The 22,820-nt window shown below is 34.0% G+C and carries 20 protein-coding genes and 1 pseudogene; all 21 read right to left on the bottom strand.

Annotation, left to right across the window (positions count from 1 at the left end; genetic code table 11):
* Position 1: 1 nt before the first annotated feature.
* Positions 2–1,219: an efflux RND transporter periplasmic adaptor subunit gene (locus tag ACSVH2_RS08365; RefSeq protein ID WP_438092714.1), complete on the bottom strand. Its 1,218-nt coding sequence runs from the start codon at positions 1,217–1,219 to the stop codon at positions 2–4.
* Positions 1,220–1,221: 2 nt separating this feature from the next.
* Positions 1,222–2,469 carry an efflux RND transporter periplasmic adaptor subunit gene (locus ACSVH2_RS08360; RefSeq protein ID WP_438092713.1) on the bottom strand — a complete coding sequence of 416 codons (1,248 nt, stop codon included), beginning with the start codon at positions 2,467–2,469 and terminating at the stop codon, positions 1,222–1,224.
* A 2-nt stretch (positions 2,470–2,471) separates the two neighbouring features.
* Positions 2,472–3,725: a TolC family protein gene (locus ACSVH2_RS08355; protein ID WP_438092712.1), complete on the bottom strand. Its 1,254-nt coding sequence runs from the start codon at positions 3,723–3,725 to the stop codon at positions 2,472–2,474.
* The gene (locus tag ACSVH2_RS08350; protein ID WP_438092711.1) at positions 3,712–5,649 is read right to left on the bottom strand and encodes an efflux RND transporter permease subunit; all 1,938 of its coding nucleotides are present in this window, start codon (positions 5,647–5,649) and stop codon (positions 3,712–3,714) included. Before ACSVH2_RS08350 ends, ACSVH2_RS08355 begins: the two co-directional genes overlap by 14 nt.
* A gap of 11 nt (positions 5,650–5,660) precedes the next feature.
* Complete coding sequence (locus tag ACSVH2_RS08345) at positions 5,661–6,941, bottom strand: efflux RND transporter permease subunit (RefSeq protein WP_438092710.1); 1,281 nt, start codon at positions 6,939–6,941, stop codon at positions 5,661–5,663.
* A gap of 15 nt (positions 6,942–6,956) precedes the next feature.
* On the bottom strand, positions 6,957–7,523 hold the full coding sequence (locus ACSVH2_RS08340; RefSeq protein WP_438092709.1) for a DUF3347 domain-containing protein: 567 nt from the start codon (positions 7,521–7,523) through the stop codon (positions 6,957–6,959).
* 23 nt (positions 7,524–7,546) lie between these two features.
* A complete protein-coding gene (locus tag ACSVH2_RS08335; RefSeq protein WP_438092708.1) occupies positions 7,547–8,005 on the bottom strand; it encodes a heme-binding domain-containing protein in 459 nt (152 codons plus the stop codon).
* A 1-nt stretch (position 8,006) separates the two neighbouring features.
* The gene (locus tag ACSVH2_RS08330; protein ID WP_438092707.1) at positions 8,007–8,573 is read right to left on the bottom strand and encodes a DUF3347 domain-containing protein; all 567 of its coding nucleotides are present in this window, start codon (positions 8,571–8,573) and stop codon (positions 8,007–8,009) included.
* Positions 8,574–8,638: 65 nt separating this feature from the next.
* Positions 8,639–9,289, bottom strand: a complete 651-nt coding sequence (locus ACSVH2_RS08325) for a class I SAM-dependent methyltransferase (protein ID WP_438092706.1) — start codon at positions 9,287–9,289, stop codon at positions 8,639–8,641.
* 1 nt (position 9,290) lies between these two features.
* Positions 9,291–9,671, bottom strand: a complete 381-nt coding sequence (locus ACSVH2_RS08320) for a DUF2147 domain-containing protein (RefSeq protein ID WP_438092705.1) — start codon at positions 9,669–9,671, stop codon at positions 9,291–9,293.
* A 15-nt stretch (positions 9,672–9,686) separates the two neighbouring features.
* Complete coding sequence (locus ACSVH2_RS08315; RefSeq protein ID WP_438092704.1) at positions 9,687–9,953, bottom strand: heavy-metal-associated domain-containing protein; 267 nt, start codon at positions 9,951–9,953, stop codon at positions 9,687–9,689.
* Between the two features lie 55 nt (positions 9,954–10,008).
* The gene (locus ACSVH2_RS08310; RefSeq protein WP_438092703.1) at positions 10,009–11,061 is read right to left on the bottom strand and encodes a YncE family protein; all 1,053 of its coding nucleotides are present in this window, start codon (positions 11,059–11,061) and stop codon (positions 10,009–10,011) included.
* 57 nt (positions 11,062–11,118) lie between these two features.
* On the bottom strand, positions 11,119–12,606 hold the full coding sequence (locus ACSVH2_RS08305) for a multicopper oxidase family protein (RefSeq protein ID WP_438092702.1): 1,488 nt from the start codon (positions 12,604–12,606) through the stop codon (positions 11,119–11,121).
* A gap of 66 nt (positions 12,607–12,672) precedes the next feature.
* A complete protein-coding gene (locus tag ACSVH2_RS08300) occupies positions 12,673–13,299 on the bottom strand; it encodes a heavy metal-binding domain-containing protein (protein ID WP_438092701.1) in 627 nt (208 codons plus the stop codon).
* A 228-nt stretch (positions 13,300–13,527) separates the two neighbouring features.
* The gene (locus ACSVH2_RS08295; protein WP_438092700.1) at positions 13,528–13,893 is read right to left on the bottom strand and encodes a hypothetical protein; all 366 of its coding nucleotides are present in this window, start codon (positions 13,891–13,893) and stop codon (positions 13,528–13,530) included.
* Between the two features lie 137 nt (positions 13,894–14,030).
* A complete protein-coding gene (locus ACSVH2_RS08290) occupies positions 14,031–16,049 on the bottom strand; it encodes a heavy metal translocating P-type ATPase (protein ID WP_438092699.1) in 2,019 nt (672 codons plus the stop codon).
* A 16-nt stretch (positions 16,050–16,065) separates the two neighbouring features.
* A complete protein-coding gene (locus tag ACSVH2_RS08285; protein WP_438092851.1) occupies positions 16,066–16,293 on the bottom strand; it encodes a GDCCVxC domain-containing (seleno)protein in 228 nt (75 codons plus the stop codon).
* A gap of 42 nt (positions 16,294–16,335) precedes the next feature.
* Positions 16,336–16,674, bottom strand: a pseudogene (locus tag ACSVH2_RS08280) (MerC domain-containing protein); the annotation flags it as partial.
* Positions 16,675–16,696: 22 nt separating this feature from the next.
* Positions 16,697–17,932: an efflux RND transporter periplasmic adaptor subunit gene (locus ACSVH2_RS08275; protein ID WP_438092698.1), complete on the bottom strand. Its 1,236-nt coding sequence runs from the start codon at positions 17,930–17,932 to the stop codon at positions 16,697–16,699.
* Positions 17,933–17,944: 12 nt separating this feature from the next.
* Entirely contained in the window at positions 17,945–22,327 is a 4,383-nt protein-coding gene (locus tag ACSVH2_RS08270) for a CusA/CzcA family heavy metal efflux RND transporter (protein WP_438092697.1), read from the bottom strand.
* A gap of 147 nt (positions 22,328–22,474) precedes the next feature.
* Entirely contained in the window at positions 22,475–22,792 is a 318-nt protein-coding gene (locus ACSVH2_RS08265; RefSeq protein ID WP_438092696.1) for a DUF6660 family protein, read from the bottom strand.
* Positions 22,793–22,820 lie beyond the last annotated feature (28 nt).

The following is a 22,820-nucleotide window of genomic DNA, read 5'->3' as shown; positions in this document are numbered from 1 at the left end:
GTTACATTTTCATTCCCTCCATTGGGTCGCTTCCTTTACGGAATTTATATTCACTGTTTATGGCATAGGCACCGGTAATCACCACTTTTTTTGCAGGATCTATTTCTGATTTTATTTCTATCATTCCATTGGCTTCTATTCCTGTTTCAACCATTACGTTTTCAAATACTCCTGGTCTTTTTTCTACCCAAATATAAGAGGCGTTTTCTTCCCTGATCACTGCATCAATAGGGATATACAATCCTTTTAGATTAGATTGCGTCAATTTTGCCATAGCTTGCATCCCTGGTTTTAATTGCAAATTTGGATTTGGTATATCTAATCGAATTAAAAGCAGACGCGTATCTGGATTTATTTCCGGATTGATAAAAGAAACTTGCGCATTTATGGTTTTATCAGGATAATCGGCAAAGGTAATTTGGGCTTTTTGTCCTATTTTTAGATTCTTGGCATAGTTTACGTTGACCTGTGTTTCTAACCAAAGGCTGTTTAAATCTGCCAATTTAATTATGCTGGAACCTTCCATTGCATAACTGCCTTCGGTGGTACTTATTTCCGATATTGTTCCACTCGCAGTACTGTAAAAAATCGTATAAGGAGAAACATCTTTGTTTGTTTTTAAGCTTTCAATTTGGGTATTGGTTAGACCAAAGAACACTAGTTTTTGTTTTGCTGCATTAAGCATATTTTTGGCATTTTTCCCAAAATCACCCGGCATTGCTAGTTGTTTGTATGCCGTGAAATAGTCCTGTTTTGCAATGGCAATATCTTCACTATACAATTGATATACGGCTTGATTTTTAGCCACATAATCGCCGACGGTTTTGAAATACAACTTTTCAATTCGTCCCATTGCTCTTGCTGAAATGGTTTTGATTTTCTCTTGATTAATTGTCAAAACTCCCGTATAATTTTGCTCTAAACTGCTTTGAGTTTCTGAAATAGTTTGGATAGTGATATTACCCAATTGTATTTGCTGTTTACTCAAGCTTATTTCGTTAGCCTCTGTGTCATCTTGTTTTACGGGAGTTAACTCCATATGGCAAATGGGGCATTTTGCCGGTTTATCTTCCTTAACTTGTGGATCCATAGAACAAGTATAAAATGTTGTTGCTGCACTCTTATTGTGTTTGCTATGATCTTCTTTGTCTTTAGTATTACAAGCTATCATTACCGAAAATAGTATTGATAGTAAGCTGATTTTTTTTATTGTCTTCATCATTATTCGTTTTTAATAAAGCTTTCGCTGTCAATTAAATATTGTGCATTTTTGGCAATAGTGTCTTTTACAGAAATGCCCTCAATAATTTGAATAAAATCATCCATTTCAATTCCTGTTTTTATGGAGGATGCTTTAAATCCATTCTCCATCTTCAAGAAAACTATTTTCTTGTTTCCAATGCTTACCATTGCCTGTTTTTGAATCCAAATTCCTTTCGCTGGATTTGTTTTCACAACTCCTTGCAATCGCAAACCAATTGGTAATTTCAATTTATTGTTATTTAAATAAACTCGAATTCTATTGGTTTTATCAGCTGGATTTAATTGTGTTTCGACAAAATTTATTTTTGCATCAAAGAAATCCTCTTTGTCTAGTTCGGTAGTAATTCTGATGGATTGATTGGCTTGGACTAAACTATTGTAACTTTGGCTTACATTGAATATTCCCCATACTTTATCCGTATTTAATAATTTAAAAACCACTTCTCCCTTTTTTATATAATTTCCTTCCTTAACATCCAAAACTTCAGTGTTGTTGCTTGTACTTTGCATAACGGCATTAGTTGTATCATCCATCGTTCCTGTTCCGTCAATAATTCCAAAAGCAGGACTATAAATGGTTATTAGAGGGTTTACCTTCTTGGAATTAGACAGCGCATTTATTTGATTTTGAGTCATTCCATAAAGCAACAATTTTTGTCTGGATGCATTAATAATCGAAGGATTTTCAGCATCATTAATGACCATATAAATGAAGTTTTGTTGCTCCGTCAGTAATTCAGGGCTGTATAAATCAAATAGTTTTTGTCCTTTATTTACTTTTTGGTATTTATAATTGACATACATTCGTTCTATTCTTCCGCTCATTCGAGCTGCAATGTTTACTGATGAATTAGGGTCGTATGCCACAATGCCTGGTAAATTTATTTCACTATTAAAGGTTGTGTCTATTGCCGTTGTAGTTTGATAATTCCCTACTATAAAATTGTTGGTAGGTTTAATAAGATTGTCGATTGAATTGTCGTCAGCGGAATTATTCCCTGTTATTTTTTTTACCAAAGTCATTCCGCAAATAGGACAATTTCCGGGTTTGTCTCTAATGATTTGAGGATGCATCGAACAGGTGTAAACCTCTTTTTGATGTTCCGTTTCTGAATGATTGTCTGATTTTATAACATAAAAATAGATTGCAATTCCAATAATGGAAATTACAATAAGAGCTAAACCATACTTTATATACTTGTTCATAATTATTTGGTTTCTAATTGTTTTTCAATTTCTACTTGTGCTGCCAAAATACTTTGCAATTTGTCCAAGGCATCAATTTGAGCCATATTTAATGCTTCCCAAGCATCGAGAGTGACAAATAAATCACCAGTGTTGTTTTGCCAAGCCAAGATTGCGGTTTCATAATTTTTTCGTAAAGCAGGTATGATACTTTTTTGGGCGATTTCGTACTGTTTTTTTAAGGAAGTCAGTTCTGTATTCATTCCCGAAATCATTCCTGTGGCTTCATTCAAAATCATTTGTTTTTGCCAGTTCAGACTTTCATTTTTAATTTTAAAACTATTGATGTTGGCTTTATTCATTTTGGTTGACCAAGGCATAGGAATAGTAACCATTCCCAACAAGGAGAACTGTTGAGGTTGTGTTCCAAAAGCAAACATATGGTCGTATTTTATACCAAACTCAGGTAATAATTTTGTTTTTTCGGCTGCAATTTTGAGCTGATTTATTTCCATCGTTTTTTCGATGGCTTGTACATCGCTTCGATTTTTCGAAAGAGAAGTGGTATCTGATATTACCGAATTGAAATCTTTTATATCGTAGGTTTCCTCAATTTCAAATGCGGTGTTTTTATCTCTTGCCATCAAGGTGTTCAGCATAATTCTTTTTTGAGAAATATCATTTTTCAACATTAGAATCATATTTTGCAGGATGCTATATTGCGATTTCGCTTTGTAATAGGTAGGTAGTTTATCCATATTATACTGGTACCGTATTTCCATACTTTTAATCATATAGTCTAAAAGCAACAAATTATCATCGGCAATTTTTATTTTTTTATTTAAAAGCAACCATTGATAATAATTTGTTTTTGCTAGTGCCTTCAATTGATTAATCGTATAGTTTTTATTTTCTTTTTCAACAGAAGACATTGCACTCATTAGATTAAAATCTGCTTTTAGTTTGGAAGTATTGGGTATCATTTGTGTAACGCCCAACATATAATTCCCCATTCCAGGAAATGCACCATCTGCTTTCCACATTTTGGCGTTGTAAGGTGCCATAAAAAAGCCCGTCTCTACTTGAGGAGGCATCCAACTTTTTGCCCCCTTTGCAGCTGCATCCATACTTTGAATATCGGCATCGTACATTTTTAATTGAGGATTATTTGTCTTGATTGTACTCAAAACATTATCCAAAGAAAGTGTTTGAGCTACCAAATTAGTGGCGCTTAAAATCAAACAACTTATGGCTATATAAAATTTATTCTTTAACATCTATAAGTTCTATTTTACCTTTTGTTCTTAATTCTCGAAGTTTTACCATCTCAAAAACAACTGGTGTTACTAATAATACATAAATCGTGGAAGTAATGGTACCCCCAATTAATGGGACAGTAATGGGAAGCATTATGTCGGATCCTGTTCCTGTTGCCCAAAGAATGGGGATTAATCCAAATAAGGAAACTGAAACCGTCATCAATTTTGGTCTCAACCTTTTGGCCGAACCATCAATAATATATTGTTTCAATATTTCTTCTGTTATGGTTTCCTTGCTATTTCCGTACTTTTCTACCATTTTATTCATAGCTTCATTCAAATAAATGGTCATTAACATTGCCGTTTCGATTGCCATTCCAAACAGTGCAATAAATCCAACTGCAACAGCAACGGATAAATTAATTCCATAAAAATAAACCATAAAAATACCTCCAATTAGAGCAAAAGGTACTGTAATCATAGTAATTAACGCCTCTTTCATTGAATGATACGTAAAATATAAAACAAGAAATATTATGACCACAACAATGGGCAATATTAAACTTAATGTTTTGTTGGCTCGGATTTGATTTTCCCATTGACCACTCCATTCCACATAATATCCCTTTGGCATTTTAGTCATCATTGCATCGAGTTTCTTCTGCGCTTCTTTTACAGTACTTCCTAAATCACGTTCCCGAACGTTGAACAACACCGTGCCACGGAGCATTGCATTTTCGCTGTTTATCATTGGAGGGCCATCACTTATTTTTACATTAGCTACAGTTTCTAATGGTATTGGGCCAAAATCCATTGTTTGCACTTGTAGTTTTTTTAAGGCCTCAAGGCTATTCCTGTATTCTTGTGCATATCGAGCATTTACAGAAAAACGCTGTCTTCCTTCGATAGTTGTGGTTAGTTTCATACCACCAATAGAAGCTTCGACCACGTTATTTATATCATCTATGCTTAGTCCATATCTGCCGATAACGTCTCTTTTTGCTTCAATATCAATATATTTTCCACCTGTTATTGGTTCAGCATACAAATCTTTTACACCCGAAGTTCCTTCCAATGTTTTTTTAATTTTTTGAGCCAAAACATTGATGGTATCCAAACTTGCTCCGTAGATTTTTATTCCTACATCAGTTCTGATTCCTGTTGAAAGCATATTGATACGGTTGATGATAGGTTGCGTAAAACCATTGGTCACACCAGGGATTTGCAATTTGTTGTTTATTTCCGTGATAATGTCATTTTTGGTTTTGTCTTCTCGCCAATCTGCTTGAGGTTTTAGCAAAATAATGGTTTCAACCATACTTATTGGACTGTTATCAGTTGCCGTATTTGCCCTCCCTGCTTTTCCCAACACGTGAGCCACTTCGGGAATTGATTTTATCAATTTGTCCTGAACTTGAAGAATTCTCTTTACTTCGGAGTTTGATACATCCGGCAAAGTGACTGGCATAAACAGTACAGATCCTTCATCTAAAGGAGGCATAAATTCCGAACCAAGCCTTGTAAACATCAATACGCCAATCAGCAAGGCAATTACGTTGATGCCCAAAACCGTTTTCCTCCATTTTAAACAAAAAATTAAAATGGGCGTATAAATGCTTTCCAATTTTTTGTTAATTGGATTTTTATCTTCTGGACGAAGCTTTCCTTTTAGTAAAAAACTAATTAGCACTGGTGTAAGTGTAATGGCTAAAAAAGCATCAACTATCAGTATAAACGATTTCGTCCAAGCTAATGGTCCGAATAACTTGCCTTCCATTCCCGTGAGAAGAAATACAGGCAAAAAGGATGTAATTACAATTATTGTTGAGTAGAAAACACCTGGTCCAACTAATTTTGAAGAGCTTTCTATAAGCTTCAACTTCTCTTCAGGAGATAACGGATCGTTTTCTTTTTTGAATATATTTTTAATTTTATTTTTCATCTTATTTCCAATTACTGATTATTATCCATTTCTTCCTGTTTCTCCGAAATTGTTCTATACGCATTCTCGACCATAACAATCCCATCATCAACGACAACCCCAATGGCCAGAGCAATCCCAGTTAATGACATAATATTAGAAGAAATACCAAATGCCTCCAGTAAAATAAAGCCGATAGACACCGATATTGGTAATTGAATGAGTATAATCAAAGCACTTCGCCAATGAAAAAGGAAAAGTAACACAATGATTGAAACAGCAATCATTTCTTCGATTAAGGTGCCTTTGACTGATTCTATTGCTTTTTCAATCAACTCGCTTCTGTCATAAGAAGTTTTAAAAGTAACTCCTTCAGGCAATCCTTTTTCGACTTCTTTCATTTTTGCTTTTACTGCAGTAATGACTTTATCTGCATTTTCACCATATCGCATCACCACAATTCCCCCAACTACTTCACCAGTACCATTTTCGTCGAAAATACCTAGACGCAAATCACCTCCCATTTGTATCGAACCAATGTCTTTCACTTTTACAGGAACGGAATTGTAGTTTTTAATAGCAATGTCTTCAACATCTTTAATGTTTTTGATGTAGCCTAAACCTCTAATTATATAGGACATATTGCTCATTTCAAATTTTCGACCACCAACATCGTTATTATTAGCCTTGACGGCATTCATCACTTCCATCATACTTACATTGTAGTATTGCATTTTTAGTGGATCTAACACTAATTGATATTGTTTTTCAAAACCACCAAAAGAAGCTACTTCGGCAACTCCTGGAACGGTTTGCAAGGCGAATTTCACGTACCAATCTTGCAAGGCTCTTTGTTCGCCCAAGTCCATACCATTTGCGTTTAAATGATACCAAAAAACGTGACCCACACCAGTACCATCAGGACCTAATGTAGGTACCACGTTTTGAGGTAATAATCGTTGTGCATAATTTAATCTTTCTAAAACCCGAGTTCTTGCCCAATATATATCGACATCATCTTCAAAAATGATGTAAACAAAACTCATCCCAAACATAGATGCACCCCGAATATTTTTAACTTTTGGAATACCCTGTAGGTTGGAAACCAGCGGATAAGTAACTTGAGCTTCTATAACCTGAGGACTTCTTCCCATCCACTCCGTAAACACGATAACTTGATTTTCTGATAAATCTGGAATGGCATCAATAGGGTTTTGTTGTACACTGTAAATTCCCCAAGCAAATAAGCAAGCAGAAACCAGCAATACAACGGCTCGATTTCGTAGTGAGAATGTTATTAATTTTTCTACCATTATTTTTAATTTTGTTTAGTTAATTTGCCTTTTAACGCTACCACATTTTAGCATTTTGCTTCCATAATAAGGGTTTTTTACTTCTTTGCTTGTGCTTAACCACGCACTTCCTTTGTCATACATTGGGCAAAACTGCTCATATAATGTGTTTGCTGTTCCAGTAATGGCAAGCAAATCGGTCACATCTTTGCTTAATGTTTTGAAGTGTTCTCTTTGATGATCGATAGGGCTTTTTACAATGTGTTCTGCGTGCTCGGTTGCATCTTCAATAATTTCGATAAGTTCCAATTGTTGCAAATTTTCATAAGTTTTTCTATCAAATGCCTTTAGGGATACTAACAATTTCGAACCTGCTTGGGCAGCTTCTTTTGCATCATCATTCACCAAAGCATTTTTTAACTTGAAGTAATCACTTAAAATCGCCTCTGCTTTCGCATCGCTTTTTATAGTCATTTTGCTATGATCCATTTTCTTACTGTCCATTTTCATTGTGTTGTGGTTGTGGTTGTGTCCATCTTGTGCGTTCACATAGGTTACTGCTAACAATAGGATTGCTGCGATACTCATTTTTAATTTTTTCATCTTTTTTTATTTTTAAATATTAATTATAAACTGTCTTTTAGTTGTGAAATCCAATTGATTATTTTTTTTTTTTGAGTGGCTGAAAGGGTCGCGTTTTTATGGATCATAGTGTAGGACGACAAAGGCATTTCGTTTGATTTGATTTGTTTTGCAATTCTATCTAATTTATTATTTTGTTTACGGGCACTATAATTTCCCCATTCATTGAAATTCAAATTTTCTTTTCCGGCTGCAATATGACTTTCCATAAAAAACCGAGAGGGTTGAATGTAAGAGTACCAAGGATAATAGGTGTTGTTACTATGGCAATCATAACAAGAGGTACGTAATATGGTTTCTATGTTTTTAGGTACATTATACACTTTTGTAAAATTGCCAGTTATATCCTGCTCAAAACTTATGTTTCGAGCAGGTTGATATAACTGCATCAACAAAAAAATAATTAACCCTATAAAAAGTATCTTTTTGATGTTTATTTTCATTCTAGTATTCTTTTTTTATAGAACCGCAAGTAGCCATATCTTTTCCAAAATAAGGGTTTGTAATTTCTTTGGTTTCGCTTATCCAAACAGCACCTTTGTTGTCATCTGCCATTGGGCAAAAATCCAGATAAAGTTTTTGATTGGTTCCGAATAATTGAATTAAGTCATTCATATCCTTACTTAAAGTTACAAAATGTTCTCTTTGATGTTCTATCTTTCCGCCATTTGAACCGATGTGTTCAGCGTGTTCTTTTGCATCATCTGCAATTTCCATATAGCTTTTCATCTGTTCGCCAGACAAATTTGTCATATCTAATTTTGTCAATGTCTCAACAAATGTTTTGCCTGCTTCAGCAGCACCGTCAGAATCATCTTTTGTTAAAGCATTTTTTAAAGACAAGTAATTATTTAAAATTTCTTCAATAGAAAAAGAGGATTGATTGACTGTTTCTGTTGTGGCATCTGACTTCATTGTTTCTGAGGCTGTTGTTTCTTCTTGTTTGTTTTTTTGGTTACAGGAAACCATTACGAATGCCATTGCAATGGCTGAAAGAATTATATTTTTCATTTTGTTTATTTTTAAATTGTTATATTATTTTATTTATTGCTAATTTTTTTTGCTAATACATTTTATCATTTCGTTGCGGTATAATAAGAGAAAGTTCCTATTATTGTGTTAATAGATTTTGTAATTTCAACATTAAAAAAATTTGCATTTTTTATAAATGTTGGCATCAATCCTTTTACATTGTCATTTGTAGTTTTGAAACCATCCAAAAGTTGCACAAAACCAAAAGTAAACCGCATTAATTTATTTGAAGCTTTACCCCAATCTGCAATAATAAGTTTGCCGTTCGGTTTTAAAACTCTGTTTAGTTCTTTTAAACAATCTAGTTTTGCTCCTGCATCCAGTTGATGAAAAACCAAACAACTGTATATTTTGTCAAATTGATTGTCGAGATAAGGGAGCTTTACACCATTATACAGATCTAAAGGAATTGAAATATTTTTTTTGTTTAATTTGTGTAGTGCAATTTCTCTAACTTTTGGGTCAATATCAACTCCTATAAATTTTGTATTTGGATTTTTGTTTTTAGCCAAAATTAAATTTTGTCCAGTTCCAAAACCAAACTCTAAAATGGTTTCATTGTCTTGCGGATTTAATTCATCAATAAGCAATGCTCTAAATTTTTTTTCGGGCATTGTTATTTTGATTGCTAAATCGTAATAAGCAGTTAGAAAATCATAACCAAGTGCTGGTATATATTTTTTATTTGTTTCCATATTAATTTGTTTTTAACCAATTTTCTGTTTTTGAAATAAAGCCTAAGAATGAAGAACCTATTACTTTTAATTTAGATCCGTCATTGCTCAAAGTAAGCTTGCCATCTACGCTGTGATTGTGTCTTGGTTCAATGATTGTACCCTCAATATATTCGTTGCCATTAGGCTTAAAATCTTTGAGTATTATCAATCCAATTTTTTTTTCATTATTTTTATCTGAAACCGAAACAATTTTACCATAAATAAAATTACCGCTTTGATAAACTTGTACTTTGGCTACTTTGTTTTCAGTGTACCAGAAACCAATTATTTTATCTTGAGCTAATGTCACAGATATATTTGTGATAACTAATAGTGTTGTAAAGATTATTTTTTTAAACATTTTTTTTAGATTATTTTAGGATGAAAATAACATTATTGCGCTAATAGCAATCATTAACGCATCTTCAATTTCGTTATGATTGATTACAGATATTTGGTATATGTTGCCTAAAACTTTTTGCAAGTCAGATAATGCAATGTTATTGTTCATAGTGATCGTAGCCGAATTATCATATTTTGAAACTTCAACCGCTATTACATCTTCGATAGTCATTAAAGCCGATTTTACTTTGGTTTCACAACTACCGCAAGTCATTCCTGTTAATTGATATTTGTTTGTCATTGTGTTTAAGTTTAAAATAAGGGTTTACTATTTGGGTAAACCCTTATTTATTTTATTACATTTTTATAACAATACCATTTGGTTTTTTCCCAACATTTATAGTTTTAGTAACCGTATGGTTTGTAACATTTACAGCTGAAACTGTATTAGCCGTTTGATTGCTTACATAAGCCGTATTTCCGTCAATAGTAAATGAGATTGCGTGTGCACCAGCACCAGTATTAAAAGCACCACCGTGCATCCACATACCCATTGCAGTATCATAAGTCCAGTAATGTACTTTTCCAGCCATTGGATCAGAAACCCATAACTCGCTTTTTGTTCCGTTGTGTGAAGCAATTCCTGGCATAAAACCTAAAGCGATAGTTTGAGCAATTGTATTGTCAGCAACTTTTAATACTGAAATTGATTGTCCGTCTTCGTTATCGACAAACATTTGTCCGTTACTACCTGTCCAAGCACCAACAGGATTATCGCCCACAGCAATAGTTGTAATAATTGCTTTTGTAGCAACATTAATAACTGTAACTTCATCATCATCGCCATTGGCAACATAAGCTTTTGTACCATCAGAAGAAAAAGTTACTTCAGCAGACATCATTCCTGTATTGATAGTATTCTTTAGAGCATTTGTCGTGGCATCATAAACCAATACTTTACTATTCATTTCGTCCATTTGTGGCACCCAAATTTCGGTACCATTTGGAGAATAAATCGAATTATGGTTCATTAATGGAAGATTGATGTTTTTTACAATTGCCCCAGTCATCGCATCAATAACCAATAATTTACCTGTCATTCCTGCTGTCATTAATCCAGAGTGTCCAGCACTTAAATCCATTCCTGGTACACCAATTGCTAAATGATTTTCGTGTGATGATATGTGATGAGGCCACATAATCATATCAGTTCCTGTTCCCATTAATGGTATGGTTGCAGTTACTTCGTTTGTTGATAACTTAATAACTGAAACAGTTGCATCTTCTCCGTTTACTACATAAGCTGCTGGATAATTTACATTTATAGTCGTATCCATATTGTCATCTTTATTGCAAGATGTTAAAACTAATGCTCCAATAATTGAAGCAATAAAAATTGTGTTTTTCATTTTATTGTTTTTTAAAATTGTTATTTCTTATTATTACTGTTGTCAACATAATTTGAATTAGGATACCTGAAATTGTCCCATCATTCCAGTTTCTTCGTGTTCTAAATTATGACAGTGAAAGACAAATTTTCCTGTATAACCATTGAATGGGACGATTACTTTAACTTTTTCGCCTGGCATACACAAAGCCATATCTTTCCATCCTTTTTCTAAAGCAGTAAGCGAGCCTCTTCCACCTGTTCGGTTTAGTATTTGAAATTGTACACCGTGCAAGTGCATAGGATGAGGTTCCTGTCCGTTAGTATTATCAAAAGTCCAGATTTCGATTGCTCCATTGTTAACTAATTCATCAATTCTATTTGCATCATAGCTTTTGTTATTGATTGTGTGCATCATCATTCCTGACATTGAACCACTATCTACATTAGAGATTTCAAAAGTTCTAGTTTTAGTTGCCATACTTTCGGTTAATGGAGAAATGAAAGAAAGAGTAGTTGGAATGCTAAAATTGTCAACCACTTGTGTAGTGACTTTGAATTTCATTATTCTAAATTCTTGTGTTCCTTGAGCATTACCACCCATAAAAGTTTTACTGATTAAAAATAATTCTGAATTCAGTCCCATTGCACCAAAATCAATTATTAAATCAGCGCGTTCCCCAGAAGCAATAATCAGACTGTTTACTGTTTGTGGTGTTGCCAATAAGCCGCCATCATTGCCTATAACGCTAAATGAAGCTCCATTTGAAAGGGCTAAATTGTAAATTCTAGCATTAGAACCGTTTAGAATTCGTACTCTATATTTTGCAGTTTCTACATTGTGGGATGGGGCATATACCCCGTTTACGAGTATGTATTGCCCCATTAAACCCGTCATTTGCTCCATCATTGTAGGTGCATAAGGAATACTTCCTGCTAAAATTCTTTTGTCTTGAATTACTAATGGTAATTCTCTGTTGCCTGATGGTAAATTCAATGCTGTTTCTTCACTGTCATTGACGATAAATAAACCCGCCAACCCTTGAAAAACCTGTTTGCCTGTTGTTCCATCAGCGTGTGGATGATACCAATGCATTCCTGCTCTCTGATATACTGTAAAATTATAATTGAATGAACCTCCAGCATTGATAAAATCTTCAGGATGTCCGTCCATATTAGCTGGTATTTTTAGTCCGTGCCAATGGATGTTGGTTTTTTCGTTTAATTGGTTTACAAAGTTTACGTTCACAGATTGTCCAGTATTTACTTTTATAGTAGGGCCAAGCAAACCATTTGTAGCATAACCGAACCCATTGACAATGCCAAATCCACTAGTGTTTGCAGTTACATTTTGTGCAGTAAGAGTTGTTGTACCGCCAACAATTGGCGGAATAGCAAATAGGGCTGAAAAGCCACCTTCTGTTACAGGAATAGGTTGTCCCATATTCATATTTCCTCCCATATTCATATTGTTATCTGAACAAGAGGAAAGAAACGGAATACTGCTACTTACAAATATAGCAGTAGTGGATAGTCCTGATAATTTTATAAAATTTCTTCGTTTCATTTGGGCTTATTTAAAGATTATTTATCAATGGAACAATTATTTCCACTGGTTTATTAATTCAAGAAATTAATGTTTGTGGTCTTCTTTTATTTGTTGCTCTTTCATATCCATTCCACATTTAGGGCATTCTCCTTTTATGTCGGCAGTTGTACCGTCCATTGGACAAACATATCTTGTCACAATTTTAGTTTTAGGTTGACTGCCTTTTTGAGGATGGTTGTCTACAGTTTCGGTGATTTTTACCATTCCAGTTCCACATTTAGAACATTTTCCTTCAGTTTCAGAAGTTGAGCCATCTGTAGGACAAACATATTTTGTCACAATTTTACTTCTAGGTTGACTTCCTTTTAGAGGGTGCAAATCTATTTTTTCGGTGGTTTTTACCAACTTTATTGCACATTTAGAACATTCACCTGGTTTATCAGAAGTTGATCCGTCCATTGGGCAAACGTATCTTGTTACAGTTTTAGTCATAGGCTGACTTCCTTTTGTGGCGTAGGTAGGTACTTTTTCGGTGATTTTGGTTAATACCATTCCACATTTTTGGCATTTTCCTGAACTTGGATTTGTTTCGTCAGGATGTGTAGGACAAACGTAAATTGTTTCAGGACTTTCTTTTTTTGTAGCTGTTTGTGCTGTTACTGGTGTGATTGCAGATAAGAACACACTTAATATGATAATTAAATTTTTCATTTTATTTGATTTTATGAAACAAGGAATTGCCTTCGTCGAAATTTTCGATTTAGTGAATTACAGTTTCGTTAATAATTTTAGATAATTTTAAATTGAACACGCTAAAGCATAACTAAACAATAGCAAAAAGCCATAATTTAATAGTTGATTAGCCAATAAAAAAAAATAGATGATTTAAAAGCAAGAATTGCTTTCGATTTGACACACCTTTGGCTGTCAAAATTTAATTTAGCTTATTTTTGGTATAAGCCAAAGTGAGGAAAAACCAGAAGAAAGATTGTCTTCTGAATTGAAATAATTTGATTTTTTTTCTGAAAAAGCAAAGTTATTATTCTTGAATTGTATTTCGAAAAATACTAAATTAAGTTGAATTGACGTAGTAACACAATTTGAGTGTCCACATTTTCCACTACAGCCTTCGCCTTTTTCATTTTTTGAATGATTGTCATTTTCACAACAATCCATCTTTTCTGTATTTGCAGAAGTTTCTTTGCTACAGGAACTTTTTTCTGAATTCTTACCACACGCAAAAGTATTACCCGGCATCAGTAAGAAACCAAATAAAACAATTGTTAAAAAGTGTAGTTTATTCATCGTATACATCAATTTACAACAAAATTAATCAAATTATATTTTTGGTTTGCTAATAAATTGTTAAAATGTAGTATAACAATAAAAAAAGTGTTTGAACATTTGATTTAAACACCTTTTTTATTGAATAAATAATTTCACTAAAACTTCATTCGTTGTATCCTAACGGCATTTAAAATTGCCAATAAAGCCACACCAACATCGGCAAAAACTGCTTCCCACATTGTAGCTAATCCTCCTGCACCGAGCACCAAAACAATAGCTTTTACTGCAAATGCTAAACCAATGTTTTGATAGACAATTTGTTTGGTCTTTTTACCAATGTTTATAGCTGTGTATATTTTATAAGGTTGGTCATTTTGAATTACTATATCGGCCGTTTCAATTGTTGCATCGCTTCCTAAACCTCCCATTGCAATACCCGCATCGGCAAGAGCAACCACTGGCGCATCATTTACCCCATCACCCACAAAAGCAATTTTTAAGTTTTGAGATTTGAGTTCTTCTACTTTCTCTACCTTATGTTCAGGCAATAAATCACCATAGGCTTGATCGATATTTAACTCTTTGGCAACAGCATCAACAACGGCTTGTTTGTCTCCCGAAAGCATCACTGTTTTTACATTTAGTCTATGTAAACTTTCGATAGCTTTTTTTGCATCTTCTTTTATTTCGTCTGCAATTAGAAAATATCCAGCATATTTTTGATTGATGGCAATAACGATAATCGTGAAAGGTGTATTGTCGATTTCGGCATCATAACTGATATTGAATTTCTTCATCAGTTTTACATTTCCAGCCAAGATTTCGTTTCCGTCCACTTTCCCTTTTAATCCGTGTCCTGCAATTTCTTCGACATCGGTAACGGTTGCATTTTTTTCTAACCCTGTAGCGTATTCTATAATGGCGGTTCCAACAGGGTGTGTTGATTTGGTTTCTAATGCTGCTGTGAATTTTACTAAATCAGCTTCGGAAATATCCACTGCTACGACTTTTTGAACTTTGAAAACACCTTTGGTCAGTGTTCCTGTTTTATCAATAACTACCACTTGAATGGTTGCCATTATATCCAGAAAATTAGATCCTTTGACCAGAATTCCGTTTTTGCTTGCTGCACCAATTCCACCAAAATATCCTAACGGAATGGAGATTACCAAAGCGCAAGGACAAGAAATAACCAAGAACACCAAAGCTCTGTATAACCAATCTCTGAATATATAATTATCAACAAAAAGCATAGGTAACACACAAATTGCAATTGCCAAAAACACAACAATTGGAGTATATATTTTGGCAAATTTCCGAATGAATAATTCTGTCGGTGCTTTTTTGGCTGTTGCTTCCTGCACCATTTCGAGGATTTTCGATAATTTACTATCATTGTAAGCAGTTGTAACCTCAACTTGAACAACTGTATTCAGGTTTATCATTCCGGCAAGAACGGTTTCGTCTTTTTGTTTGGTATCAGGTTTGCTTTCGCCTGTTAGTGCAGCGGTGTTGAAAGAGGCTGTATCAGAAAGTAATTTTCCGTCTAATGCTAATTTTTCTCCCGGTCGTAATTGTATAATTTCTCCAATTGTGATTTCAGATGCTTTTTTAGAAACAGCATTTTTTCCTTCAATTACAGTTGCAGTATCTGGCCTTTGGTCTAATAGTGCCTTAATGTTTGATTTTGCTCTTTGAACTGCTAATGTTTGAAAAACTTCGCCAATTGCATAAAACAGCATTACAGCAACACCTTCTGGATATTCGCTAATTGCAAAAGCTCCAATGGTAGCAATACTCATTAATAAAAACTCTGAAAATATTTCACATTTTCGGATGCTTTCAAATGCTTCTTTAAGCACAGGTAATCCAACAGGTAAATAGGCTATTATATACCACGCAGTTCTAACCCAATCTGTAAACCAAGTTGGTGTAAAATAGTTGTCGAAACCAATTGCGACAAGTAATAGTGTAAAACTTATGATTGCCGGTAGAAACATTTGAAGCGTGGTTTGGTCACCGCCTGAATGGTCGTGTCCGTCATCGTCAGAATGTTCGGGCTCATTGTGGGTGGTGCAACACCCTGTTTGTTTGTCGGTTTTACGATTTATTTTTTCCTCTAATGTGCAGCAAAGCTGTTTGCCACTTTCATCGTATTTGTGTTGGTGTTTCATTTTGTTTTGATATTAATTAACAACAATTATCTCCCGCTTGTATTGGCGGACATTTTACGGAACCGTAGCTGCAATAAACACAACAATCTCCCTCTAATGGTTTGAGTATTGTTTTGCACTTTTCACATTCATAAAAGAATTGACAAGCATCGGTTGGCATTATTTCTTCTTTTCTGTATCCACAGTTGGGGCAAGTTAAAGTTGATTTTAATTCAACTGTTTTCCCTGCATAGGTTGTACACATTTTGCAATTTCCGTGTAGTTTATTTTGGTAATAATTTACGATTGTAGCAATAAGAAGTCCAAACATTCCGGTATAAATTAAGTAAGTTGGATTTTCTATTTTGCTAAAATAATAAGCAAAGAATATTACTATTCCACTCATAATAGCAATTAGCAAAGGATACAAACAAAGATGTTTTCGATAAGAAATGTAAAGTCCTCCGATTGAAATTAAAACCATCGCTTGAAAAAGCCACATTGTCCAACCTCCAAATAGTTCGATACTTCCAAGTCCAAGTGCTGATGTCCCGAAAGCAAATAATGGGAAGCAACAAGGTGACAACAGGGCTGTTGTAAAAAGCCCTATTGTTCCAAATTTGTCTATGTTAGATTTTAGTTTCATAATAGTATGAAGGATATTGATATTATTCTTCCCCTTTGTTGGTCAATTTTGCATTTACAAAGAATGCGCCTTTTGTTACAATTTTTGCATTTGCAGGAATCTCTTTTACTAATGTTATAGCGGTATAACCCATATTGGAAACGCCTTTTGCCACTTCTATTTTTTCAAAATTTGTTGTTGGTTCCTTCGCTTTTGGTTCTTCGGATTTATCGTTTTCATCTTTTGGTTCTTCTTCGGCTTTTTTATTGGTTACAACAAAAATGTATTCCTTACCATCAGCACTTACTATTGCATCAGTAGGTATTGCATCAGTGGTAACATCATTTAAGCTTACAATGGCAGTTATATTCATTCCATCTATTAATCCTGATTTATTGCCTTGAACGGTGGCGTGTACAGGAATACTTTTACTATCATTCTCAAAGGCTGCACCTATTGAATATACTTTAGCATTGTAATCTTCGCCCGAATTATTGGTAATTCTAAAATGTATGATTTGTCCAACTTTTAGCATTGGTAAATCTTTTTCGAAAATATTCAAATCCAAATGCAATTGTGAGTTATCTACAATTTCGGCAACTGGAGAAGTTACATCTACATAACTTCCAATTTTAGAAAAGACATTACTGATTGTACCACTTATAGGGCTTGTCACTGATAATGCAGAACGTAAATTATTATTGTTTAAACTATTTGGATTAATACCCATTAATTGAATTTGTTGTTGTAAAGACGCTTTACGAGTTCTTACTGATTTTAATTCTGCATTTGCATTTTGATAATTTTTCAGTGCGCCTGCGTTTCCTTCATTAAGTTCTTTTTGTCGTGCTACTTCTTGTTCGGCAAAGATTATTTTACTGGAAGTACTTAAATATTCTTCTTGTAATTGTATAAATTGAGGATTAGCGATTGTAGCGATTACTTGTCCTTTTTTTACAAAATCGCCTAATTGTACATTGATCGTTTTTATAACACCACCATACAGCGAAGTGGCATTTGCTTTGTTATTGTTAGGCACTCGTAATGCGCCATTGGCTTTGAGAGTTGCTGTTAATTGTTTTTGTTCGATAGTTCCGTATTGTATATTCACCGTTTTAATTTGTTCGGCTGTCAGTGAAGCGATTGTAGAAGCAGCTTCTTCTGTCGTTGCTTTTTCTACTTTTTCCTGTGGCTTAGTTTCTGTCTTACCGCAAGAAACAAGCAAGAGACAAGAGGCAAGTATTAAAAGGGGATTCTTATATGTTTTTAAAGATTTCATTTTTTTTTTAATTTATTTATTTGTGAAATAATTGAATTCAATAATTGTGTGGTTGTACGTATTTAGATTGTCTAAATAATTTTTTCGTATTTCGATGGCTTGGCTCAAATACAATGAAAAATCGGCGTAACTTATTTCTCCTGCGCGATAGGATTGATTGGCGGCTTTTATAATTTCATCAGCCTGCTGTAAACCCGAAGTTTCGTAAAATTGTAAACCAGACACGCTTTTTTCGACTTCGGTTTGACGTTGAGCCAAAGAAGATTTAAGTATTTGTGTTTGGTATTGTAATTGTTGTTCCTGCACTTCTTTTTCGGTTTTGGCGGATTTTATTTTATTACTATTAGCGCCACTCCCGAATATTGGAAATGAAGTTGAAAATGAAAAACCAGTAAATGGATCATCTACACCATATAATTTTTGTGAAAAAACACGACCTGAGAATTCAGGCAAACGATTGCTTTTTTGGACAGCAATTTCACTATTGGCAATCGCAACATTTTGTTGTAATAAAATAAGAGCTGGATGGTTTTCTGTAGAACTTTGCAAACCATACCCCAACTTTTCTAACGATTTTGATAAAGGTAAAATTGATTCTGAACTATTTAATAATTGCATTAATACCTGTTGTTGCACTACCATTTCTTTTTGAAGTTGCGTGATATTTGTTTCAATTTCTTTCAGTTTCACATTAGCCGAAATTTTTTCGATACCGGCACTTTCTCCTGTTTTTACTTTTAAGATTGTAGTTTTCAACAATCCAACATAAATGCTATCTAATCGCTTGTACAATAACATCTTGTCCTGCAAATACCACAATTGATAATATACCGAACGGATATTTTTTTTCAGCTCTGTATTGATTACTTCCTTGTTGTATTCAAAGTATTTTGTTTGTTCCCGATAGTAATTTTTCTTGGCTTGGTTTACTTGTGGCATATAGAAACTTTGTTGCAGTCCTATTTTCAAAATACCCGTTTTATCCGAAGGACGCAAATCTTCATTTTCGACAAAGATGCCCGTTTTGGGAAATTCCTTATTTCCTTTTATCAAAAACTTATTTTTGGAAATTTGCGATTGATTGATGTTATATTGCAAATTGTCTTTTAAACCCATACTCAAAACTTCATCAATGGTTTTTCGCGATTGTGCTTGACCATTATTAAATGAAAATAATAATCCAATAACTAAAATAGTTGTGATTGATTTCATTCCTTGTTTTCTTTTTAATTTAATTTTTGTGTTGAATATGATGTAAAGCAAAGGCAATACAAATAAGGTTAAAAATGTGGCTGTGATTAATCCGCCAATTACGACAGTTGCTAAAGGTTTTTGTACTTCGGCACCCGCACTGTGTGACATTGCCATAGGTAAAAATCCTAATGAAGCAACGGCAGCCGTCATTAATACAGGTCGCAGTCTTATTTTTGTTCCTTCAATAACGCGTTTTATAACATCATCCCAACCTTCTTTTTCGAGTTGGTTGAATGTGCCGACTAACACAATTCCGTTTAAAACGGCTACGCCAAATAAGGCAATAAACCCAATTCCTGCCGAAATACTAAAAGGCATTCCACGGAGTAGTAGCGCAAATACACCACCAATTGCACTCATTGGAATTGCAGAAAATATTAATCCTGCTTGCTTCATAGAATTGAATGTGAAATACAGCAGCATAAATATTAATAGTAAAGAAATTGGCACAGCAATCATTAAACGATTTGATGCTTTTTGCAAGTTTTCAAATGTTCCTCCATAGGTAAAATAATAACCCGAAGGTAATTTTACTTTTGTTGCTAATTTGTCTTGAATTTCTTTTACGGTACTTTGTACGTCTCTATCCTGTACATTAAAACCAACAACAATTCTGCGTTTTCCTGCTTCACGGCTTATTTGCGCTGGACCCATTTTAAATTCTACTTTTGCTACTTGTGATAAAGGAATTTGATTTCCTGAAGGTGTCGGTATCAATAAATTATTCACATCATCAATACTTCTTCTTGAAGTACTGTCCAACCGCACAACCAAATCAAATTTCCGTTCGTTTTCGTAAACAACTCCTGCTGCTTTTCCCGCAAAAGCAGTACTTACGATACTGTTTACGTCTTCGATATTTAGATCATAATTCGCAATTCGCAAACGGTCGTATTCAATATTGATTTGTGGTAAACCATCCACTTGTTCCACTTGAGGCGAAGAAACTCCTTTTACTTTTACAATTACACTTTCGACTTTTTTGGCATATACAGAAAGACTATCCAAGTTTTCGCCAAATATTTTTATGGCAACATCTTGTTTAATACCTGTCATCAATTCATTAAATCTCATTTGTATCGGTTGACTTTTTTCAACAAAAACACCAGGGATAGCTCTTAATTTATCTTCTATTGCTTCTCCCAATTCTTCATAAGATCTCCCGGATTTCCATTCGTCTTGCGGTTTCAGAATAATCATTAAATCAGTTGCTCCCGGTGGCATAGGGTCAGTAGGCACTTCTCCGGCTCCCGTTTTGCCCACTACAATTTTTACTTCGTCAAATTGTTTTACAATTCTTGAGGCTTGCATTGATGTTTCGATACTTTGAGATAAAGAAGTTTCAATTGGCATTTTAAATTCAAACGCATAATCTCCCTCGGCTAATGTGGGCATAAATTCACCTCCCATTTTACTGAAAATAAAAATAGTTGCTAAAAACAATAGTATCGTAATACCTACTACTTTATATTTTAGTTGTATTGCTCTCTGTAAAATTGGTTCATAAATTTTGTATAAAAAGTCCATCATTTTATCTGAAAAATTTTTTACGTGGTTGATGTTTTTTGGTAGAAATAAAGCACACATCATTGGTATATAAGTAATAGAAAGGATTAATGCTCCTAAAATAGCAAAACCAACTGTTTTTGCCATAGGACTAAACATTTTACCTTCAATCCCTACGAGTGTAAGAATTGGTATGTAAACAATTAATATTATGATTTCTCCAAAAGCAGCGCTACTTCTAATTTTTGAAGAGGAAGTAAATACCTCTTTATCCATTTCAGATTGAGTAAACATTAAATCATTTTTGATTATTGTTTTATTAGCAATAGCTGAATTATTCTTTAAATTTTGGAGTCTTAATTTTCCTTTTACGGATAGGTGATGTATTGTAGCTTCCACGATAATAACGGCACCATCTACAATTAAACCGAAATCTATTGCGCCCAAACTCATTAGATTAGCACTTACTCCAAAAATTTTCATCAATCCCAAGGCAAAAAGCATTGAAAGTGGTATTGCAGAAGCTACAATAAGTCCCGCACGTAAGTTTCCGAGAAATAACACCAATACAAAAATTACAATTAATGCGCCTTCAATCAGGTTTTTTTCAACGGTTGAAATGGCACGGTTTACAAATGTACTTCTGTCTATAAATGGCTCAACGATTACATCATCAGGTAATGATTTTTGTATGATAATCATTTTGTCTTTCACCCTTTGTACGACTTCATTACTGTTTGCACCTTTTAGCATCATCACAATACCACCAACTGCATCTACTTTTCCGTTATAAGTCATTGCGCCATAACGTACTGCACTACCAAACTTCACGTCGGCAACATCTTTTATGAAAATTGGAACGCTATTTGGGTTGCTCTTCACAACAATATTTCTTACGTCTTCTAAAGAAGTAACTAAACCTACACCACGAATAAAGTAGGCACTTGGTTTTTTGTCAATGTATGCACCACCTGTGTTTTGATTGTTTTTTTCTAAAGCATTGAAAATATCAGGAATAGTTACTCCCATCGCTTTTAAACGATTTGGGTTAACGCCCACTTCATATTGTTTTAATTTCCCTCCAAAACTATTTATTTCAGCAATTCCAGGAGTTCCGTTAAGCTGTCTTGCTACTATCCAGTCTTGCATAGAACGCAAGTCCATTGCGGAATATTTATTTTCACTTCCTTTTTTTGGATGCAAAATATATTGATACACTTCACCAAGTCCTGTACTTACTGGTCCTAACTCTGGAGTACCTATGCCTTGAGGAATCTGACTAATGGCTTCTTTCAGTCGTTCGCTAATAAGCTGACGTGCAAAATAAATATTTACATCATCATCAAAAACGACTGTAATTACAGATAAACCAAATCGAGAAATACTACGGGTTTCTTCTAAATCGGGAAGATTTGCAATGCTTTGTTCTATTGGAAAAGTTACTAATTGTTCTACTTCTTGCCCTGCCAAGGTTGGGCAAAGAGTAATAATTTGTACCTGATTATTTGTAATATCTGGTACGGCATCAATAGGTAATTTGGATGCACTCCAAACTCCCCAAATGATGAGAAATAAAGTCATCAAACCAATGATGAATTTATTATTTATACTAAAATGAATGATTTTGTCTAACACTATTGAAAATGATTAATGTTTAATATTGATTTATAAATCACAGCACTTGAATATTTCAAATACTGTAAAGTGATTAATGAAAATTAATAGTTTGATTAATGCACAAGTCATTAATCGCTATTTATTTAAACATTAATCAAAAAAAAATTAAGCATTAATTTGTGGCGGTTGCCAAATGCTTCCGTAGAAATTGGAAGTAAGAATTGATTTGTATTCTGGTGTTTTTTTGTCAATTATATTTTTGACAGCAATGAAATTATAATTATATATGGTGTTGTAAGTAAAACCGGGGCAACTACAACAGTTGCAAACGCAAAGTGGCGAACAAGCATCTTTGTCTTGGTGTTGTTGTGAACTATTGGTTACAGTAACTTTTTCAAACGAAACAACTTGTTCCTTGTCTGCGCAAGGCATACAGGAAATAAGCAGAAAGACAATTGACAGTATGGTGTTTGTAAATTTCAAGACGGTAAAATTAAGATTTTTTTTTCAA

Source organism: Flavobacterium sp. RSB2_4_14 (assembly GCF_051547085.1).
GTDB lineage: Bacteria > Bacteroidota > Bacteroidia > Flavobacteriales > Flavobacteriaceae > Flavobacterium.
Note: the sequence above shows the minus strand (reverse complement) of the source record. Positions and strands in the feature narration are given on the sequence as shown.

Excerpts from the sequence above, each read along its gene's own strand:
- ACSVH2_RS08300 (WP_438092701.1), bottom strand. The coding sequence starts at position 13,299 with ATGAAAAATTTAATTATCATATTAAGTGTGTTCTTATCTGCAATCACA.
- ACSVH2_RS08295 (WP_438092700.1), bottom strand. The coding sequence starts at position 13,893 with ATGAATAAACTACACTTTTTAACAATTGTTTTATTTGGTTTCTTACTG.
- ACSVH2_RS08325 (WP_438092706.1), bottom strand. The coding sequence starts at position 9,289 with ATGGAAACAAATAAAAAATATATACCAGCACTTGGTTATGATTTTCTA.
- ACSVH2_RS08340 (WP_438092709.1), bottom strand. The coding sequence starts at position 7,523 with ATGAAAAAATTAAAAATGAGTATCGCAGCAATCCTATTGTTAGCAGTA.
- ACSVH2_RS08315 (WP_438092704.1), bottom strand. The coding sequence starts at position 9,953 with ATGACAAACAAATATCAATTAACAGGAATGACTTGCGGTAGTTGTGAA.
- ACSVH2_RS08365 (WP_438092714.1), bottom strand. The coding sequence starts at position 1,219 with ATGAAGACAATAAAAAAAATCAGCTTACTATCAATACTATTTTCGGTA.
- ACSVH2_RS08320 (WP_438092705.1), bottom strand. The coding sequence starts at position 9,671 with ATGTTTAAAAAAATAATCTTTACAACACTATTAGTTATCACAAATATA.
- ACSVH2_RS08330 (WP_438092707.1), bottom strand. The coding sequence starts at position 8,573 with ATGAAAAATATAATTCTTTCAGCCATTGCAATGGCATTCGTAATGGTT.
- ACSVH2_RS08355 (WP_438092712.1), bottom strand. The coding sequence starts at position 3,725 with ATGTTAAAGAATAAATTTTATATAGCCATAAGTTGTTTGATTTTAAGC.
- ACSVH2_RS08275 (WP_438092698.1), bottom strand. The coding sequence starts at position 17,932 with ATGAAATCTTTAAAAACATATAAGAATCCCCTTTTAATACTTGCCTCT.
- ACSVH2_RS08305 (WP_438092702.1), bottom strand. The coding sequence starts at position 12,606 with ATGAAACGAAGAAATTTTATAAAATTATCAGGACTATCCACTACTGCT.
- ACSVH2_RS08345 (WP_438092710.1), bottom strand. The coding sequence starts at position 6,941 with ATGGTAGAAAAATTAATAACATTCTCACTACGAAATCGAGCCGTTGTA.
- ACSVH2_RS08310 (WP_438092703.1), bottom strand. The coding sequence starts at position 11,061 with ATGAAAAACACAATTTTTATTGCTTCAATTATTGGAGCATTAGTTTTA.
- ACSVH2_RS08350 (WP_438092711.1), bottom strand. The coding sequence starts at position 5,649 with ATGAAAAATAAAATTAAAAATATATTCAAAAAAGAAAACGATCCGTTA.
- ACSVH2_RS08360 (WP_438092713.1), bottom strand. The coding sequence starts at position 2,469 with ATGAACAAGTATATAAAGTATGGTTTAGCTCTTATTGTAATTTCCATT.
- ACSVH2_RS08335 (WP_438092708.1), bottom strand. The coding sequence starts at position 8,005 with ATGAAAATAAACATCAAAAAGATACTTTTTATAGGGTTAATTATTTTT.
- ACSVH2_RS08285 (WP_438092851.1), bottom strand. The coding sequence starts at position 16,293 with ATGTGTACAACCTATGCAGGGAAAACAGTTGAATTAAAATCAACTTTA.
- ACSVH2_RS08290 (WP_438092699.1), bottom strand. The coding sequence starts at position 16,049 with ATGAAACACCAACACAAATACGATGAAAGTGGCAAACAGCTTTGCTGC.